Annotated in this window: 18 protein-coding genes; 17 read left to right on the top strand and 1 reads right to left on the bottom strand. The window is 62.5% G+C overall.

Translation table 11 applies throughout. From position 1 onward, the window contains the following. Positions 1-125 precede the first annotated feature (125 nt). Positions 126-380 (top strand): hypothetical protein, encoded by a 255-nt coding sequence (locus FJQ89_RS15205; RefSeq protein ID WP_141170780.1) that lies wholly within the window; start codon positions 126-128, stop codon positions 378-380. A gap of 110 nt (positions 381-490) precedes the next feature. On the opposite strand, the gene paaX is transcribed toward FJQ89_RS15205, so the two are convergent. Continuing rightward, positions 491-1,420 carry a phenylacetic acid degradation operon negative regulatory protein PaaX gene (gene paaX / locus FJQ89_RS15200; RefSeq protein ID WP_141170779.1) on the bottom strand — a complete coding sequence of 310 codons (930 nt, stop codon included), beginning with the start codon at positions 1,418-1,420 and terminating at the stop codon, positions 491-493. A gap of 267 nt (positions 1,421-1,687) precedes the next feature. Here paaX and paaA point away from each other — a divergent pair, with 267 nt between their 5' ends. The 16 genes from paaA (at position 1,688) to paaY (ending at position 16,201) form a co-directional block, all read left to right on the top strand. Further along, positions 1,688-2,677 carry a 1,2-phenylacetyl-CoA epoxidase subunit PaaA gene (gene paaA / locus FJQ89_RS15195; protein WP_141170778.1) on the top strand — a complete coding sequence of 330 codons (990 nt, stop codon included), beginning with the start codon at positions 1,688-1,690 and terminating at the stop codon, positions 2,675-2,677. A 28-nt stretch (positions 2,678-2,705) separates the two neighbouring features. Further along, positions 2,706-2,990 carry a 1,2-phenylacetyl-CoA epoxidase subunit PaaB gene (gene paaB / locus FJQ89_RS15190; protein ID WP_034746356.1) on the top strand — a complete coding sequence of 95 codons (285 nt, stop codon included), beginning with the start codon at positions 2,706-2,708 and terminating at the stop codon, positions 2,988-2,990. A 14-nt stretch (positions 2,991-3,004) separates the two neighbouring features. Next, positions 3,005-3,772 carry a 1,2-phenylacetyl-CoA epoxidase subunit PaaC gene (gene paaC / locus FJQ89_RS15185; RefSeq protein WP_141172822.1) on the top strand — a complete coding sequence of 256 codons (768 nt, stop codon included), beginning with the start codon at positions 3,005-3,007 and terminating at the stop codon, positions 3,770-3,772. Then, the gene (paaD, locus tag FJQ89_RS15180; RefSeq protein WP_141170777.1) at positions 3,772-4,311 is read left to right on the top strand and encodes a 1,2-phenylacetyl-CoA epoxidase subunit PaaD; all 540 of its coding nucleotides are present in this window, start codon (positions 3,772-3,774) and stop codon (positions 4,309-4,311) included. The genes paaC and paaD overlap by 1 nt, the downstream gene beginning before the upstream one ends. A 40-nt stretch (positions 4,312-4,351) precedes the next feature. Further along, a complete protein-coding gene (gene paaE, locus FJQ89_RS15175; protein ID WP_141170776.1) occupies positions 4,352-5,431 on the top strand; it encodes a 1,2-phenylacetyl-CoA epoxidase subunit PaaE in 1,080 nt (359 codons plus the stop codon). Positions 5,432-5,482: 51 nt separating this feature from the next. Next, complete coding sequence (paaG, locus tag FJQ89_RS15170; protein WP_141170775.1) at positions 5,483-6,274, top strand: 2-(1,2-epoxy-1,2-dihydrophenyl)acetyl-CoA isomerase PaaG; 792 nt, start codon at positions 5,483-5,485, stop codon at positions 6,272-6,274. A gap of 1 nt (position 6,275) precedes the next feature. After that, positions 6,276-7,844, top strand: coding sequence for a 3-hydroxyacyl-CoA dehydrogenase PaaH (gene paaH / locus FJQ89_RS15165; protein WP_141170774.1), 1,569 nt, complete (start codon positions 6,276-6,278; stop codon positions 7,842-7,844). 22 nt (positions 7,845-7,866) lie between these two features. Further along, positions 7,867-8,292 carry a hydroxyphenylacetyl-CoA thioesterase PaaI gene (gene paaI, locus FJQ89_RS15160; RefSeq protein ID WP_423245166.1) on the top strand — a complete coding sequence of 142 codons (426 nt, stop codon included), beginning with the start codon at positions 7,867-7,869 and terminating at the stop codon, positions 8,290-8,292. 67 nt (positions 8,293-8,359) lie between these two features. Next, positions 8,360-9,688: a phenylacetate--CoA ligase PaaK gene (gene paaK / locus FJQ89_RS15155; RefSeq protein WP_141172821.1), complete on the top strand. Its 1,329-nt coding sequence runs from the start codon at positions 8,360-8,362 to the stop codon at positions 9,686-9,688. Between the two features lie 22 nt (positions 9,689-9,710). After that, positions 9,711-10,916 (top strand): 3-oxoadipyl-CoA thiolase, encoded by a 1,206-nt coding sequence (gene pcaF, locus FJQ89_RS15150; protein ID WP_141170773.1) that lies wholly within the window; start codon positions 9,711-9,713, stop codon positions 10,914-10,916. A 78-nt stretch (positions 10,917-10,994) separates the two neighbouring features. Beyond that, positions 10,995-12,146 carry an ABC transporter substrate-binding protein gene (locus tag FJQ89_RS15145; protein ID WP_101482846.1) on the top strand — a complete coding sequence of 384 codons (1,152 nt, stop codon included), beginning with the start codon at positions 10,995-10,997 and terminating at the stop codon, positions 12,144-12,146. 72 nt (positions 12,147-12,218) lie between these two features. Continuing rightward, complete coding sequence (locus tag FJQ89_RS15140; RefSeq protein ID WP_010401459.1) at positions 12,219-13,097, top strand: branched-chain amino acid ABC transporter permease; 879 nt, start codon at positions 12,219-12,221, stop codon at positions 13,095-13,097. Next, the gene (locus tag FJQ89_RS15135) at positions 13,094-14,089 is read left to right on the top strand and encodes a branched-chain amino acid ABC transporter permease (protein ID WP_141170772.1); all 996 of its coding nucleotides are present in this window, start codon (positions 13,094-13,096) and stop codon (positions 14,087-14,089) included. Before FJQ89_RS15140 ends, FJQ89_RS15135 begins: the two co-directional genes overlap by 4 nt. A 1-nt stretch (position 14,090) precedes the next feature. Then, complete coding sequence (locus tag FJQ89_RS15130) at positions 14,091-14,846, top strand: ABC transporter ATP-binding protein (protein WP_086137156.1); 756 nt, start codon at positions 14,091-14,093, stop codon at positions 14,844-14,846. Further along, positions 14,846-15,577: an ABC transporter ATP-binding protein gene (locus FJQ89_RS15125; protein ID WP_141172820.1), complete on the top strand. Its 732-nt coding sequence runs from the start codon at positions 14,846-14,848 to the stop codon at positions 15,575-15,577. The genes FJQ89_RS15130 and FJQ89_RS15125 overlap by 1 nt, the downstream gene beginning before the upstream one ends. A 9-nt stretch (positions 15,578-15,586) precedes the next feature. Further along, positions 15,587-16,201, top strand: coding sequence for a phenylacetic acid degradation protein PaaY (gene paaY, locus FJQ89_RS15120; RefSeq protein ID WP_141170771.1), 615 nt, complete (start codon positions 15,587-15,589; stop codon positions 16,199-16,201). The last annotated feature ends 66 nt before the right edge of the window (positions 16,202-16,267 follow it).

The following is a 16,267-nucleotide window of genomic DNA, read 5'->3' as shown; positions in this document are numbered from 1 at the left end:
AAACATATGGGTTTTGCATCGTGTGCAATGGCGCGATGATACCCGTTTTAGCCGCGCCTTTGTGCTGGCGCAAACGACGCGGGAGATGCTTTGCTAACGTGGAAGCTCCGACACGGGAGAGCATCATGGACGACAACGGCAAGCACATACGCGAACTGGAAAAGAAAGTCAGCGCCCTCAGCGACGCCCTGGCGCACCTGGGCAAGGGCACCACCTTGCAGGAATTGCTGCGCATTCTGCGTTTTCCCGGCTATACGACGCCGGCCGAATTTACCTTCAATGCCGCCATTCTCGATACCATGCTGGTGCAGGCCAATGCGCTGGAAAAGCTGGGGCAGGATTTGCTGGCTGGGGCGAAGCAGGTGGCGGCAAAACAGTGAGCAGACAGTAACTGATTGCTGAACGCCTGAAAAATGTTCAGGGCAAGGCGCGGGGCCGCAGGCAGTACGAACGTACGCCCAGGCCCTGCAACGCCGCCATGGACGTTTTGTCAGGTGTTCAGGCCGCCAAAACGTTCAAAAAACCATGGCTCGACGTCGGGCGCCTGCTCATCCTCGCGCCGCAGGGTGGCCAGGATATGGTCCTCGGCCGCCGCATGGGTGATGCGGTACAGGTCGCGCGCCAGCGCATACGCCTGCGTGCCGGGCCACGGTTCGGGCAGCAGTTCGACGGGTAACTGCGGGTCGTGCAACTGCACGCGGCGGTAGGCGTGCGTCAGCAGCGAGCGGATGACGAAGGCTTGCTCGGCATCGAACACGGGCGCTTCTTGTAGCAAGGTCAGCAGGGGCTGGAAGCTGGCGATGAATTTTTCGTAGCCGGCCATCACTTCCGACAAGTCCCAGCATTCGCCCACCATGTCGCGCAGCGGGCGTGTGCTGACATCCGGCAACTCTGTAGTGTGGCAGACATACAACTTGCCCTGTACCTCGTTGCGCACCAGGATGTCTTCCAGCGCCTCCGCATTGCTGGCCGGATGGCCAAAGATGCCGGGAGAGATCAAGCCATAGCCAGCCCACAATAATTCCTTGCGCAGCGCCCCCCGCTCGGCGGCGCCGATGCTGCCGGCCGGCCCGATCACCAGGGTCCAGCTGCCATCCCAGTGCACGACCAGTGGCGCATAGATGCGGCGATACGCGCGCTCGAAGCGGGCCAGCGCCTCCGGGCGTATCGTATAGGCACTGCGGCGGCCGTCGCGTTGCGAGCTGAGCCAGCCCTCCTGGGCCAGGCGGAACACGCTGGTGCGCAGCAAGCGGTCATTCACGCCAAACGGTGCCAGCAGTTCGATCAGGCTGCCCAGCCAGATGGCACCGCCGCGCGGCACGATGGCGTCGCCGAAAATCGTCATCACCAGGGACTTTGAGCGCGGTGGGTCGCTTTCCAGGAAATCGGCTATCCATGCCGTGCAGCGGGTGTTCTTCATGTGGTTCCGGTCTGGCCGTGTTGCGGTCGATTCAATAAAAGCAGCAGTTTACTTGGCTGCGCGGGTAGCGCGTCAATAATTTGCCGGAAGCGCTGGTGGCACTTCGCAATGTTTTCTCATCAGCAATATCATACGCACAAAAAAGCCGCACAAGATACGAATTTTTAAAATGACTCACATCAAGTGTATGCAAATAGTTTTTTGTATCGTATTATCTGTAGATCGCACCGCGTTGCTGCGCAAAATCAAAGACATGGGAGACAGATCATGTACGCACAAATGGTTGAAACCGGCCTCAAGAACGTCCGTTCCATCGACGACATGGGCCAGGAAGAGCGCGCTTTTCAGGCGCGCATCGACGAAGGCATCAAGATCGAGGCCAAGGACTGGATGCCGGACGCTTACCGCAAGACCCTGATCCGCCAGATTTCGCAGCATGCGCATTCGGAAATCGTCGGTCAATTGCCCGAAGGCAACTGGGTCACGCGCGCACCGACCTTGAAACGCAAGTCCATCCTGCTGGCGAAGATCCAGGACGAAGCCGGTCACGGCTTGTACCTGTACAGCGCTGCCGAGACCCTGGGCGTGTCGCGCGACGATCTGCTCGCTGCCTTGCACTCGGGTAAAGCCAAGTATTCCAGCATCTTTAACTATCCCACCCTGTCGTGGGCCGACATGGGCGCCATCGGCTGGCTGGTTGACGGCTCCGCCATCATCAACCAGATTCCCCTGTGCCGCTGCTCGTATGGCCCGTATGCACGCGCCATGATCCGCGTCTGCAAGGAAGAATCATTCCATGCACGCCAGGGCTACGACATCATGATGTCGCTGTGCAAGGGTACGCCAGAGCAGAAAGCCATGGCGCAGGATGCGCTGAACCGCTGGTGGTGGCCGTCCCTGATGATGTTCGGCCCGTCCGACGCCGCCTCCGTCAACAGCGCCCAGTCGGCACAATGGCGCATCAAGCTGTTCTCGAATGACGAATTGCGCCAGCGCATGGTTGACCAGACCGTGCCGCAAATCGAGTACCTGGGCTTGACCGTGCCCGATCCCGACTTGAAGTTCAATGCGGAAACGGGCCACTATGAATTCGGCGAGATCGACTGGTCCGAGTTCAACAATGTGTTGAAGGGCAATGGTCCGTGCAACCGCGAGCGCCTGCAAACGCGGGTCAAGGCGTATGAAGACGGCGTATGGTTCCGCGATGCCTTGCTCGCGTATGCAGATAAACAAGCCGCAGTCAAAGCGGCAGCGTAAATACACAAGACAGATAGGGGAGAGCAACATGAGCAAAGAATGGCCATTGTGGGAAGTTTTCATCCGCAGCCAGCACGGCCTGGCGCACAAGCATGTGGGCAGCCTGCACGCCTCCGACGCCACCATGGCGGTCAACCATGCGCGCGACGTCTACACGCGCCGCAATGAAGGCGTGAGTATCTGGGTGGTGCGCGCGGCCGATATCGTCGCCAGCAGCCCTGGCGACAAGGGCGCCCTGTTCGAACCGTCGAACAGCAAAGTGTACCGCCATCCCACCTTCTTCCCGATGCCGGAAGAAGTCAAGAACCTGTGATGGGAGCGCCTGCAATGGATGACAAGCTCACTCAACAAAAGTTCGATTACCTTTTGCGCCTGGGCGACAACGCCCTGATCCTCAGCCAGCAGCTGTCACAGCTGTGCGGCAAGGGTCCCGCGCTGGAAGAAGACATGGCGCTGACCAACGTGGCGCTCGACCTCCTGGGCCAGACGCGTTTGTGGTTCAGCTATGCGGCCGAACTGGAAAACGCTGGCCGCGACGAGGACGACATCGCCTTTTTGCGCGACGCCCACGACTTCAAGAATTGCTTGCTGCTGGAGCAGCCGAACGGCAATTACGCCGACACCATGATGCGCCAGTTCTTCTTCGACACCTGGCACTACTTCCAGCTGCTGGAACTGGCGAAATGCAGCGATCCACGCATCGTCGAAGTGGCGCAGAAGTCGGTCAAGGAAGTGACGTATCACTTGCGCCGCAGCGGCGACCTGATCGTGCGTCTCGGCGACGGCACGGCGGACAGCCATGCCAAGACGCAGGCGGCCGCCGACAAGCTGTGGATGTACACGGGCGAGATGTTCACGTACGACGCCGTCGACCAGACCATGCTTGCCGCCGGCATCGCGCCGCCATCGGACGTGTTGCGCCAGGCCTTCCTCGAACACGTGGCCGAGATCTTTGCCGAAGCCACCTTGAGCATGCCGGCGCCCGACGCCTGGATGCAAAAGGGCGGCAAGCAGGGCACGCACACGGAACACCTGGGATTCATCCTGGCCGAGATGCAGTTCCTGCAGCGCGCCTATCCCGGGGCGGAGTGGTAATGAACACGCCCACGGCAGCGCTGGACGCGGCCCAGGTCTGGGCCTGGCTGGGCGACGTGCCGGACCCGGAAATTCCCGTCATTTCGGTGGTGGACCTGGGTATCGTGCGCGCCGTCGATGTGGTCAGCAGCGAAGAGTGCATCGTGACGATCACGCCCACGTATTCGGGCTGCCCGGCCATGCAGGTGATCGCCGATGCCGTCACGGATGCCTTGCGCAGCCATGGCGTGGCCAAGGTGACGCTGGTGAACCAGCTGGCACCCGCCTGGACCACGGACTGGATGAGCGAAGCGGGCAAGGCCAAGCTGAAAGGCTATGGCATCGCCCCACCGCAGCAGCAGGTGATCGACATCAGCGGCCTTCGTAGCGCAACAGCCGGTGGCGTCAAGCGCCAGCCCATGCCGACGCTGGAGGTGATCTGCCCGAACTGCGGTTCCACGCATACGCAGCTGACCAGCCAGTTCGGCTCCACGCCGTGCAAGGCCCTGTACAAATGCCTGGCTTGCCGCGAACCGTTTGATTACTTCAAGTGCCACTAAAAAAATCAGGCACACGTTCCGAAGAAACTGGAGATGAAGCATGAGTAAATTTTATCCGCTGTGCGTATCGAACGTACGCAATGAAACGCGCGACACCATCGCCGTCACGTTCGACGTGCCAGCGGAACTGCAGCAGCAGTTCCGCTTCCAGCAGGGCCAGCACCTGACCCTGCGCGCCAATATCAATGCGGAAGACGTGCGCCGCTCGTATTCCATCTGTTCGGCGGTGCAGGACGGCACCCTGCGCGTGGCCATCAAGCGCACGCCGGGCGGCGCTTTCTCTACCTGGGCGAACGATACGCTCAAGGCCGGCGCCACCATCGAGGTGATGCCGCCCATGGGCCACTTCAACGTGCCGCTCGACTGCGTCAACCGCAAGCACTACCTGGCGTTTGCGGCCGGCAGCGGCATCACGCCCATCCTCTCCATCATCAAGACGACCTTGCTGACGGAACCATTGAGCCGCTTCACTCTGTTTTACGGCAACCGCGCCTCGTCGTCCGTCATCTTCAAGGAAGAATTGACGGACTTGAAGGACGTGTACCTGGAGCGTTTGAACCTGGTGTACGTGATGAGCCGCGAGCAGCAGGATATCGAACTGTTCAACGGCCGCATCACGCAGGAAAAATGCGAGCAGTTCCTGCAGCACTGGATCAAGGTAGAAGATTATGACAACGCCTTCATCTGCGGCCCGGAAGACATGATGCTGGGCGTCTCCGCCGCCCTGCAGGCGGCCGGCATGCCCAAGCAGAATATCAAGATCGAACTGTTCGCCGCCAGCATCCCGAAAAACCTTCATAAGCCGCGCGCGCAATTCGACGCGGGCGCCGTGCAGGAAACGGAAGTGACCGTCATCCTGGATGGCAACCACACCACCTTCACGATGGACAAGGACAAGGAATCGATTCTCGACGCGGGCCTGCGCGCCGGGCTGGACATGCGCTACTCGTGCAAGGGTGGCGTGTGCTCGACCTGCCGCTGCAAGATCCTCGACGGCAAGGTCGAAATGGACGTCAACTATGCGCTGGAAGACTACGAAGTGGCGCGCGGCTTCGTCCTCAGCTGCCAGAGTTTTCCGCTGACCGACAAGGTCGTGGTCGATTTCGACCAGGCTGAATAAAGCCGGCGCAGGGCAAGTGCCCTGCCGTATCCATTAAAAAAACGAGACGCCATGACCTACCAAAACATCCTCTTTACCATCGAGCAGGGTATCGCGACGCTCACCCTGAACCGTCCCGACAAGCTCAATAGTTTTACGCAAGCCATGCACGAGGAAGTGCGCGATGCGCTTGCGAAAGTGAACGCCGACAGCGCCGTGCGCGTGTTCGTGCTGACGGGCGCGGGGCGCGGCTTTTGCGCTGGACAGGATCTGTCCGACCGCGCCGTCGAACCAGGCTCGCAGGGCGTGGACCTGGGCGAGTCGGTGGAAAAGAACTATGCACCGCTGGTGCTGGCCTTGAAAGCACTGCCGATGCCCGTGATTTGTGCCGTCAATGGCGTGGCCGCCGGCGCGGGCGCCAATCTGGCGCTGGCCTGCGACATCGTCATCGCCGGCAAGTCGGCCAGCTTCGTCGAAGTGTTCTGCAAGCTGGGCCTGATCCCGGACACGGGCGGTACCTTCTTCCTGCCACGCCTGATCGGATCGGCGCGCGCCATGGGCCTGGCCATGCTCGGTGAAAAACTGACGGCCGAAAAAGCCGAAGACTGGGGCCTGATCTGGAAGTGCGTGGAGGATGCCCAACTGGCGGAAGAAACGCGCAAGCTGGCCGTGCATTTTGCCAGCGCGCCGACCAAGGGACTGGCGTACACCAAGCAGGCGCTGGCTCTAAGTGGCGCCAATACCCTGCCGCAGCAGCTGGCGCTGGAAGCGCGCATGATGAGCGAACTCGGTCACAGCGACGATTACCGCGAAGGCGTGGCCGCCTTCATGGAAAAGCGCGCACCGCAATTCAAGGGACACTGATATGAGCGCATTGGCAAACAACAGTATCGTCGCCGTCATCGGCAGCGGCGCCATGGGCGCCGGCATCGCACAGGTGGCCGCGGCTGCCGGCTACACAGTCAAACTGTACGACACGCGCGCGGAAGCCGTCAGCAAGGCCTTGCTCGATATCGGCAAGATGTATGCGAAGCTGGCTGAAAAGGGCCGCATGACGGCTGACGAAGCGGCGGCCGCCACGGCGCGCCTGCAGGCGGCCGGCAGCCTGGCCGACGTGAGCGATTGCGCCCTGGTGGTGGAAGCCATCGTGGAAAATCTCGACGTCAAGCGCGGCCTGTTCGCCGAACTCGAAGCGCTGGTCAGCGACGACTGTATCCTGGCGACGAACACGTCGTCGATTTCCGTGACGGCCATCGCCGCCAAGTTGCGCCGCCCGGAACGCCTGGTCGGCATGCACTTCTTTAATCCCGTGCCCCTGATGGCGCTGGTCGAAGTGATCAGTGGTCTGGCCACCAGCGAGCAAGTCGCCGCCACCGTGTATGACACGTCTATCGCCTGGGGCAAGAGCCCCGTGCATGCGAAATCGACGCCCGGCTTCATCGTCAACCGTGTCGCCCGTCCGTTTTACGCGGAAGGCTGGCGTCTGTTGAACGAACAGGCGGGTGATGCCGCCACCATCGATTGCGTGCTGCGCGAAGCGGGCGGTTTCCGCATGGGCCCATTCGAGTTGATGGACCTGATCGGCCACGACGTGAATTTCTCCGTCACCCAATCCGTGTTCGGCGCTTATTTCAATGACCCCCGTTTCACGCCGTCCGTGCTGCAGCAGGAAATGGTCAACGCCGGTTTCCTCGGCCGCAAATCGGGCCGTGGCTTTTACCTGTACGGCGAAGGTGCACCGGCCCCCGTGGCGCAGGCGGAAAGCGCGCAAGCGACCCCGGAATTCGTTGCCCTGTCGGCTGCCATCGGCGGCGATGGCCGTGGCCACAGCGGCGTCATTCGCAGCCTGGTGCAGCGCCTGGAGCAGGCCAGCATCACCGTCAGCCGCCGCGTCACGCACGAAGGCCAGGCGATGGACGAAGCGCCGGCCCTGCATTGCAACGGCGCCGCGATTTATCTCACGGACGGACGCAGCGCCACCCAGCGCGCGCACGACAACCAGCATCCGGACACGGTGCTGTTCGACCTGGCGCTCGATTACGCCGGAGCCAAACGCATTGCCGTGGCCCGTGCCGATCAGTGCAGCGATGCCGCCTACGCGGCCGTCGTGGGCCTGTTCCAGGCGGCCGGTTTCATCGTCACGCGCCTGGACGACGTGCCTGGCCTGGCCGTCATGCGCACGGTCGCCATGCTGGCCAACGAGGCAGCCGACGCCGTCAACCAGGGTGTGTGCACGGTGGCTGCCGTCGATATCGCCATGCAGAAGGGCGTCAATTATCCGCGCGGACCGCTGGCCTGGGCCGATGCGGTGGGCGTGCAGCACATCGTGACCGTGCTGCACCACCTGGCGCAAGGCTATGGCGAAGACCGCTACCGTGTCTCGCCGCTGCTGCGCCGCAAACTTGCCACTGGAGCGACGTTTCATGCCGAATGATATGTCAAATAAGGACCACAACATGACGGCACAGGCATTGGCCGAAGCGGCCGCCGCTTCCATGCTGTCGCGCGATAACGCCACCGCTGCCATGGGCATCGCCCTGGCCGAGGTGGGACCCGGCCATGCGCGCATGACGATGACGGTGCGCCCAGATATGCTCAACGGCCACCAGACCTGCCACGGCGGCTTTATCTTTGCCCTGGCCGACAGCGCCTTCGCGTTTGCCTGCAACAGCTACAACATGAATACCGTGGGCGCCGGCTGCACCATCGATTATCTGGCGCCGGGCCGCGAAGGCGACGTGCTCACGGCGCATGCCGTCGAACAGGCGCTGGCCGGCAAGAGCGGCGTCTACGACGTCAAGGTCAGCAACCAGGATGGCCGCGCCGTCGCGCTCTTTCGCGGCAAGTCGATCCGCGTGGCGGGCGAAGTCATCAGCAATTGAAGTGATAAGAGCAGGCTTGAACTGCCAATACCGATTGAATAGTTAAGGAATTAAACAGGAGACAATGATGGTCCAACGTACGCCTTCCCCCAATGACCTCGAACCGATCGAGCGCGCCAGCAAGGATGAACTGCAGGCGCTGCAGCTCGAACGCATGAAATGGACGCTCAAGCACGCGTATGACAACGTGCCCCATTACCGCGCCGCTTTTGACGAAGCGGGCGTGCATCCGGACGACCTGAAGTCGCTGTCCGATCTGTCGAAATTCCCGTTCACCGATAAAAAAGTCTTGCGCGACAATTATCCGTTTGGCCTGTTTGCCGTGCCGCGCGAGCAAGTGGTGCGCATCCACGCGTCGAGCGGCACCACGGGCAAGGCAACGGTGGTTGGCTACACGCAGAACGACATCGATACCTGGGCCAACGTGGTGGCGCGCTCGATCCGTGCCGGCGGCGGCCGCGCGGGCGACATGGTGCATATCTCCTACGGCTACGGCCTGTTCACGGGCGGCCTGGGCGCGCATTACGGTGCCGAACGCCTGGGCTGCACCGTCATCCCGATGTCGGGCGGCCAGACGGAAAAGCAGGTGCAATTGATCCAGGATTTCAAGCCATCGATCATCATGGTCACGCCGTCGTACATGCTCAACATCATCGAGGAGTTCACGCGCCAGGGTCTCGATCCGGCTGAATCGTCGCTGAAGGTGGGCATCTTCGGCGCCGAGCCGTGGACGGACGCCATGCGTGCGGAAATCGAAGCGCGCGCCGGCATCGACGCCGTCGACATCTATGGCCTGTCCGAAGTAATGGGGCCTGGCGTGGCGTCGGAATGCATCGAAAGCAAGGACGGACCCGTCATCTGGGAAGATCATTTCTACCCCGAGATCATCGATCCGGAAACGGGCGAAGTGCTGCCGGATGGCGAGGAGGGTGAACTGGTCTTCACCTCGCTGTCGAAGGAGGCGCTGCCCGTCATCCGCTACCGCACGCGCGACCTGACCCGCTTGCTGCCGCCCACCTCGCGCTCGATGCGCCGCATCGGCAAGATCACGGGCCGCTCGGACGACATGCTGATCATCCGCGGCGTGAACGTCTTCCCCACCCAGATCGAAGAGCTGATTTTGAAGATGCCGAAGCTGGCGCCGCAATACCAGCTGGTGGTCACGCGCGACGGCCACCTCGACAAGCTCGAAGTGATCGCCGAGCTGCGTATCGATCTCACCGCCACCATCTCGGCCAGCGAGACCGATGGCCTGGCGCGCGAGCTGGAACACCGCATCAAGACGCATGTGGGCGTGAGCACGCGCGTGCGCCTGGTGGCCGCCGCCGGCATCGAACGCACCCTGACGGGCAAGGCCCGCCGCGTGGTCGACCAGCGCCCGAAGCTTTTCCCCTGATAGCCAGAACAAGGAACCAAACATGAACGACGCTTTTATCTGTGATGCCGTGCGCACGCCATTTGGCCGCTATGGCGGGGCACTCTCCAGCGTGCGCGCCGACGACCTGGGCGCGCTGCCGATTGCCGCGCTGATCGCCCGCAATCCTACCGTCGACTGGTCCGCCATCGACGACGTGTTCTACGGCTGCGCCAACCAGGCGGGCGAAGACAACCGCAACGTGGGCCGCATGGCTGCGCTGCTGGCCGGTTTGCCGGCAGCAGTACCGGCCAATACCATCAACCGTCTGTGCGGCTCCAGTCTGGACGCCGTCGGCATGGCGGCCCGTTCCATCAAGGCGGGTGAGGCGGAGCTGATCATTGCCGGTGGCGTGGAAAGCATGACGCGCGCGCCTTTCGTGATGGGCAAGGCTGACGGCGCATTCTCGCGCGCGGCGAAAATCGAAGACACGACCCTGGGCTGGCGCTTCGTCAATGGCAAGATGAAAACGCAGTACGGCATCGACACCATGCCGGAAACGGCGGAAAACGTGGCCGTGGAATTTGGCATCAGCCGCGCCGACCAGGATGGTCTGGCCTTGCGCAGCCAGCAGCGCTGGGCGGCCGCTAACGCCGCTGGCGTCTTCGATCGCGAAATCGTGCCCGTCGCCGTGCCGCAGAAAAAAGGCGAGCCGAAGATGGTGACGATGGATGAGCATCCGCGTCCCGATACCTCGCTGGACATGCTGGCAAAGCTCAAGGGCGTGGTCAAGCCGGATGGCACGGTCACGGCTGGCAATGCCTCGGGTTTGAACGACGGCGCCTGCGCCATCCTGCTGGCGTCCGCCGCCGCCGTGGATAAATACAAATTGACGCCGCGCGCAAAAGTGCTGGGCATGGCCACGGCCGGTCTGGCGCCGCGCATCATGGGTTTTGGCCCGTCGCCCGCCTCGCGCAAGGTGCTGGCGCAGACAGGACTCACCATCGAGCAGATGGATGTCATCGAGCTCAATGAAGCGTTTGCGGCGCAGGCGCTGGCCGTCACGCGCGACCTTGGCCTGGCGGACGATGCGGCCCACGTGAACCCGAATGGCGGCGCGATTGCCATCGGCCATCCGCTGGGCGCATCGGGTGCGCGCCTGGTGATGGCGGCCCTGAACCAGCTGGAACGCACGGGCGGGCGCTATGCGCTGTGCACCATGTGCATCGGCGTGGGGCAGGGTATTGCTGTAGTAATTGAACGCGTATAAAAAAGTAAAAAAAGGCGCAGGCTGGTAAAAAAGCGCCAACCATACATTGACCGTAGTGCCAACCTGGTGGAGACCACAATGATTGCCAATATCTTCAAGAAAACCCTGATCGCCGGCGTGCTGGCCATGTCCGCCGCGGGCGCGTATGCGGCCGATAACATCAAGATCGGTTCCGTGCTGTCCGTCACGGGACCTGCCGCCTTCCTGGGCGACCCTGAACTGAAAACCCTGCAGCTGTATATCGAGAAAATCAATGCGGCCGGCGGCGTGCTGGGGCGCAAGCTGGAACTGGTGCACTACGATGACGGCAGCGATGCGGCCAAGGCCAACGGTTTTACCAAGCGCCTGATCGAGTCGGACAAGGTCGACGTTCTGATCGGCGGCACCACCACCGGCGCGACGATGGCGATGGCGCCGCTGGTGGAGCGTGCCAGCATGCCGTTCATTTCGCTGGCAGGCGCCGTGGTGATCATCGATCCCGTGAAGAAATGGGTGTTCAAGACGCCGCATACGGATCGCATGGCGGCCGAGAAGGTGTTCGAGGACATGAAGAAGCGTGGCATCAGCAAGGTGGGCCTGCTGTCGGAAACGAGCGGCTTCGGCGCCTCGGGCCGCAAGGAATCGCAGATCGTCGCCTCGAAATATGGCATCACCCTGGTGGCTGATGAAACCTACGGCCCGAAAGACACGGACATCACGGCGCAGCTGACCCGCATCAAGAACACGGCCGGCGTGCAAGCCGTATTCGTCTTCGGCCTGGGCCAGGGTCCGGCCGTGGTGACCAAGAACTACGGCCAGCTGGGCATGGCCGCGCTGCCGCTGTACCAGTCGCACGGCGTGGCGTCGGACGAGTATCTGAAGCTGTCGGGCAAGGCCGCCGAAGGCGTGCGCTTGCCGACGCCAGCCCTCCTGATCGGCGCCATGCTGCCGGACAGCGACGCGCAGAAGGCCATCGTCGTCGGCTATGACAAGACGTATAAGGAGCGCTACAAGATCGATCCGTCGACTTTTGGCGGCTATGCACTCGATGCCCTGAACCTGTCGGTCGACGCCATCAAGCGCGCCGGGGGAACGGACCGCGAAAAAGTGCGCACGGCACTGGAGCAGACCAAGGGTTTTGTCGGCACCACCGGTGTCTTCAACATGTCGGCCAAAGACCACATGGGCCTGGATCTGTCGGCGTTCCGCATGGTGGAAGTGAAGAACGGCGAATGGCAATTGTCGAAATAATGTAAGCCAGAAGTATCTGCGCGGGCTGCCCTCGAAGGCGGTCCGCGCGCAGCCGAACATAATGGAGACACCATGGAAGTCGCTCAATTTCTACAATTTCTGTATTCCGGGATGACGGTCGGTTCCGCCTACGCACTGGCGGCGCTGGGCTTTACCATCATCTACAACACCAGCGGCGTGATCAACTTCGCCCAGGGCGAATTCATCATGCTGGGCGGGATGCTGGCCGCCGTGATGTCGGCCGCCGGCGTGCCGCTGCCGCTGGCCATCATCCTGGCCGTTATCGCCACGGGTCTGGTTGGCCTGCTGATGGAAAAAACCGTGATCGAACCGGCGCAAAATGCGCAGGTCATTACCCTGTTGATCATCACCATCGGCGCCTCGCTGGTGCTGCGCGGCCTGGTGCAAATCTGGCTGGGCAAGGATACGCATACACTGCCAGCGTTTTCCGGCGACGCGCCGATCGAGTTTTTGGGCGCCAGCCTGCTGCCGCAAAGCCTGTGGGTGCTGGGCGTGACGGTCGTCATCGTGCTGGTGCTGGGCTGGTTCTTCGGCCGCACCCTGATGGGCAAGGCCATGCTGGCCACCTCGCACAACAAGCTGGCCGCGCAACTGGTGGGCATCAACACGCGCAAGGTGCTGCTGTTTTCGTTCGGCCTGTCGGCCCTGCTGGGCGCGGCGGGCGGCATTCTCGTCGCGCCGATCACGTATACCTCGTATGACGCGGGCATCATGCTGGGGCTGAAAGGTTTTGTCGCCGCCGTACTCGGTGGCCTCGGTGGCGGCGCCGGTGCGATTGCCGGTGGCCTGATCCTGGGCATCGCCGAAGCCATGACGGCCGGCTACATCTCCTCGGCCTACAAGGACGCCGTGCCTTTCGTGCTGATCTTGTTGATCCTGTTCTTCCTGCCGCAAGGCTTGTTTGGCGCTAAAAATTCGGAGCGTGTATGACCAACTTTTTCACACGCTCGCGCCACGGCGGCTTGCTGGTGCTGGCCCTGGTGCTGGCCATCCTGCCGCTGTTCCTCAGCAATGCGTTCTACTATGACGTGGCGATCCGCATCGCCCTGAACGCCATCGTCGTCATCGGCCTGAACCTGTTGATGGGCTACACGGGCCAGATCAGCCTGGGCCACGCGGGTTTCTATGGCCTGGGCGCCTATGCGTCGGCCGTGCTGACCACGCACTACAACTGGCCGCCGCTCGCTGCCCTGGCCGCCGGCGCCGTCGCCACGGGTTTGCTGGCGCTGCTGCTGGCCCGCCCCGTGTTGAAGCTCAAGGGCCATACCCTGGCCATGGCCACCCTGGGCCTGGGCATCATCATTTCCATCGTCATCAACAACGAGACGCAATGGACGGGCGGCCCCGATGGCATCGGCGTGTCTACCTTCAGTGTCGCCGGACTGGAAATCGCCGGTGAAAAATCGTGGTACCTGGTGTGCGCCGTGCTGCTGTTGCTCGTCACCTGGCTGGCGCTGAACCTGATCGATTCGCCCGTCGGCCGCGCGCTGCAGGCGATCCACGGTTCGGAAGTGGCGGCCCGCGTGGTCGGCGTCGATACGACCCGCTTCAAGGTGCGCGTGTTCGTGCTGTCGGCCGTCATTGCCAGTATCGCGGGCAGCATCAGCGCCCATTACATCGGTTTTATCACCCCCAACCTGGCCGGCTTCTTCCACTCGATCGAGCTGGTAACGATGGTGGTGGTGGGCGGCATGGCATCGATCTTCGGCTCCATCATCGGTGCGGCCCTGCTGACGATCCTGCCGCAACTGTTGTCCAGTTTTGAAGGCTGGGAAACGGTGGTGTTCGGCGTGATCCTGATGGCGACCATGATCTTCATGCCCAAGGGTCTCGTACCGAGCCTGGCCAGCCGTTCGCGCAAGCGGGCAGGGGTGCCCAAGGCGCCCGCCGCATCAAATAAACCACCGGCACAGGAGGTGTGAGATGCTGACGATTAACAATCTGAGCAAGAGCTTCGGCGGCGTGCATGCGGTGCAGGACGTGAGCTTCACCGTCAAGGAAGGCAATATCCACTCCGTGATCGGGCCGAACGGTGCCGGCAAGACGACTCTGTTCAATCTGATCACCGGTGTGTACACGCCGACCCGGGGCGAGATTTTGCTCAATGGCGAAAACGTGGCCGCCATGCCGCCCGATGCGCTGGCGCGGCGTGGCATGAGCCGCACCTTCCAGAACCTGCAGGTGTGCATGAACATGACGGCCATCGATAACGTGATGGTGGGTGCGCACCTGCGCCTGAACCAGAACCTGTTCGCCTCCATGCTGCGTTTGCCGTCCGTGCGCCGTGCCGACGCGGCCTGCCGCGACGAGGCGGCGGGCCTGATGGAGTTTGTCGGCGTGGGTCGGCATATCGACGACGAGGCGGGGCAGATGTCGTATGGCGCCTTGAAACGCCTGGAAATCGCGCGTGCGCTGGCGGCCAAACCGAAGGTGCTGCTGCTCGATGAGCCGGCGGCGGGTCTGAACCATACCGAGACGGGCGAAATCGAAGCCTTGATACGCAAGGTGGCGCAATCGGGCGTGACGGTGGTGCTGGTCGAGCATGACATGAAACTGGTGATGAATCTGTCGGACCATATCCTGGTGCTCGACTATGGCAAGAAGCTGGCCGAGGGAACCGCCGCCGAAGTGCGCGCCAACCCCGACGTAGTGGCCGCGTATCTGGGAGTGGCGGCATGATGAAGATGGAAAAACCTCAAACTCCGCTGGTGCTCGATATCGCTGGCCTGACCAGCCATTACGGCCGCATCCAGGCCCTGCACGGCATCGACCTGCAGGTACGGCAGGGGCAACTGGTGGCACTGGTGGGCGCGAATGGCGCCGGCAAGACGACCCTGCTGCGGGCGATCTCCGGCGTGCAGCCGATCAGCGCGGGCAGCATCGCCTTCGCCGGCCAGGACGTCAGCCGCATGAGCGCCGACAGGCGCGTGCGCGCCGGTATTTGCCAGGTGCCGGAAGGGCGCCAGGTGTTCGGCCCCATGACGGTGGAAGACAATCTGCGCCTGGGCGCCTTTACGCGCCCCGCGCAGGACGTGGCCGGCGACATGGAGCGCATGTATGGGCTGTTCCCCATCCTGAAGGAAAAGCGCCTGCTGCTGGCCGGGACCTTGTCCGGTGGACAGCAGCAGATGCTGGCCATGGCGCGCGCGCTGATGGGCCGTCCGCAACTGCTGCTGCTCGATGAGCCCAGCATGGGCCTGGCGCCGCTCCTGATCGCGGAAATCTTCCGCATCGTCGCCGAGCTGCGCGACCAGGGCATCACCATCTTCCTCGTCGAGCAGAACGCGCACGCCGCCCTGTCGATCGCGGACGTGGGCTATGTGATCGAGACGGGCGCCATTACGCTGTCCGGCCCCGGTCCCGAATTGCTGCATAACGAGCAGGTACAAAGCGCCTATCTGGGCATGTAAGGAGTCTGTATGGTCAAAGTCTACGAAATCAACGGCGTCACCCCCGTCGTCCACCCCAGCGCCTATGTGCATCCGAGCGCAGTCTTGATCGGCGACGTGATCGTCGGCCCGCGCTGCTATATCGGTCCGCTGGCCTCGATCCGCGGCGACTTCGGCCGATTGATCCTGGAAGAGGGCGCCAATCTGCAGGATACCTGCGTCATGCACGGTTTCCCCGGCTGCGACACGGTGGTCGAAGTCGACGGCCATATCGGCCATGGCGCCGTGCTGCATGGCTGCCGCATCGGCCGCAATGCGCTGGTTGGCATGAACGCTGTGGTGATGGACAACGCCATCATCGGCGAGGAATCCATCGTCGCGGCCATGAGTTTCGTCAAGGCGGGCATGATCGTCGCGCCGCGCAGCATGGTGGTGGGCACGCCCGCCAAGGTGATACGGTCGCTCACCGACGATGAAATCAAATGGAAAAGCTCGGGCACGGGCCAGTACCACGAACTGGCCGTGCGCTCGATGCAGACGATGCGCGAAGTGGACGCCCTGACGCAAGTCGAGGCGAACCGCCAGCGTCTCAATTTTGAATCCGCCTTGCCGCTGCACTTGCACAAGAACGCCGCAGCGCAATAAACAATATGGGCGTAGGTCGGATTAGCGGGGCAGCACCCCGCGTAATCCGACACCACACCAACGTCA

The organism is Janthinobacterium tructae, from assembly GCF_006517255.1.
Classification (GTDB): domain Bacteria; phylum Pseudomonadota; class Gammaproteobacteria; order Burkholderiales; family Burkholderiaceae_D; genus Janthinobacterium; species Janthinobacterium tructae.
The sequence above is the reverse complement of the archived record's forward strand: the minus strand, read 5'-3'. Positions and strand labels throughout refer to the sequence as shown.

Excerpts from the sequence above, each read along its gene's own strand:
- FJQ89_RS15205 (WP_141170780.1), top strand. The coding sequence starts at position 126 with ATGGACGACAACGGCAAGCACATACGCGAACTGGAAAAGAAAGTCAGC.
- paaX (WP_141170779.1), bottom strand. The coding sequence starts at position 1,420 with ATGAAGAACACCCGCTGCACGGCATGGATAGCCGATTTCCTGGAAAGC.
- paaA (WP_141170778.1), top strand. The coding sequence starts at position 1,688 with ATGTACGCACAAATGGTTGAAACCGGCCTCAAGAACGTCCGTTCCATC.
- paaB (WP_034746356.1), top strand. The coding sequence starts at position 2,706 with ATGAGCAAAGAATGGCCATTGTGGGAAGTTTTCATCCGCAGCCAGCAC.
- paaC (WP_141172822.1), top strand. The coding sequence starts at position 3,005 with ATGGATGACAAGCTCACTCAACAAAAGTTCGATTACCTTTTGCGCCTG.
- paaD (WP_141170777.1), top strand. The coding sequence starts at position 3,772 with ATGAACACGCCCACGGCAGCGCTGGACGCGGCCCAGGTCTGGGCCTGG.
- paaE (WP_141170776.1), top strand. The coding sequence starts at position 4,352 with ATGAGTAAATTTTATCCGCTGTGCGTATCGAACGTACGCAATGAAACG.
- paaG (WP_141170775.1), top strand. The coding sequence starts at position 5,483 with ATGACCTACCAAAACATCCTCTTTACCATCGAGCAGGGTATCGCGACG.
- paaH (WP_141170774.1), top strand. The coding sequence starts at position 6,276 with ATGAGCGCATTGGCAAACAACAGTATCGTCGCCGTCATCGGCAGCGGC.
- paaI (WP_423245166.1), top strand. The coding sequence starts at position 7,867 with ATGACGGCACAGGCATTGGCCGAAGCGGCCGCCGCTTCCATGCTGTCG.
- paaK (WP_141172821.1), top strand. The coding sequence starts at position 8,360 with ATGGTCCAACGTACGCCTTCCCCCAATGACCTCGAACCGATCGAGCGC.
- pcaF (WP_141170773.1), top strand. The coding sequence starts at position 9,711 with ATGAACGACGCTTTTATCTGTGATGCCGTGCGCACGCCATTTGGCCGC.
- FJQ89_RS15145 (WP_101482846.1), top strand. The coding sequence starts at position 10,995 with ATGATTGCCAATATCTTCAAGAAAACCCTGATCGCCGGCGTGCTGGCC.
- FJQ89_RS15140 (WP_010401459.1), top strand. The coding sequence starts at position 12,219 with ATGGAAGTCGCTCAATTTCTACAATTTCTGTATTCCGGGATGACGGTC.
- FJQ89_RS15135 (WP_141170772.1), top strand. The coding sequence starts at position 13,094 with ATGACCAACTTTTTCACACGCTCGCGCCACGGCGGCTTGCTGGTGCTG.
- FJQ89_RS15130 (WP_086137156.1), top strand. The coding sequence starts at position 14,091 with ATGCTGACGATTAACAATCTGAGCAAGAGCTTCGGCGGCGTGCATGCG.
- FJQ89_RS15125 (WP_141172820.1), top strand. The coding sequence starts at position 14,846 with ATGAAGATGGAAAAACCTCAAACTCCGCTGGTGCTCGATATCGCTGGC.
- paaY (WP_141170771.1), top strand. The coding sequence starts at position 15,587 with ATGGTCAAAGTCTACGAAATCAACGGCGTCACCCCCGTCGTCCACCCC.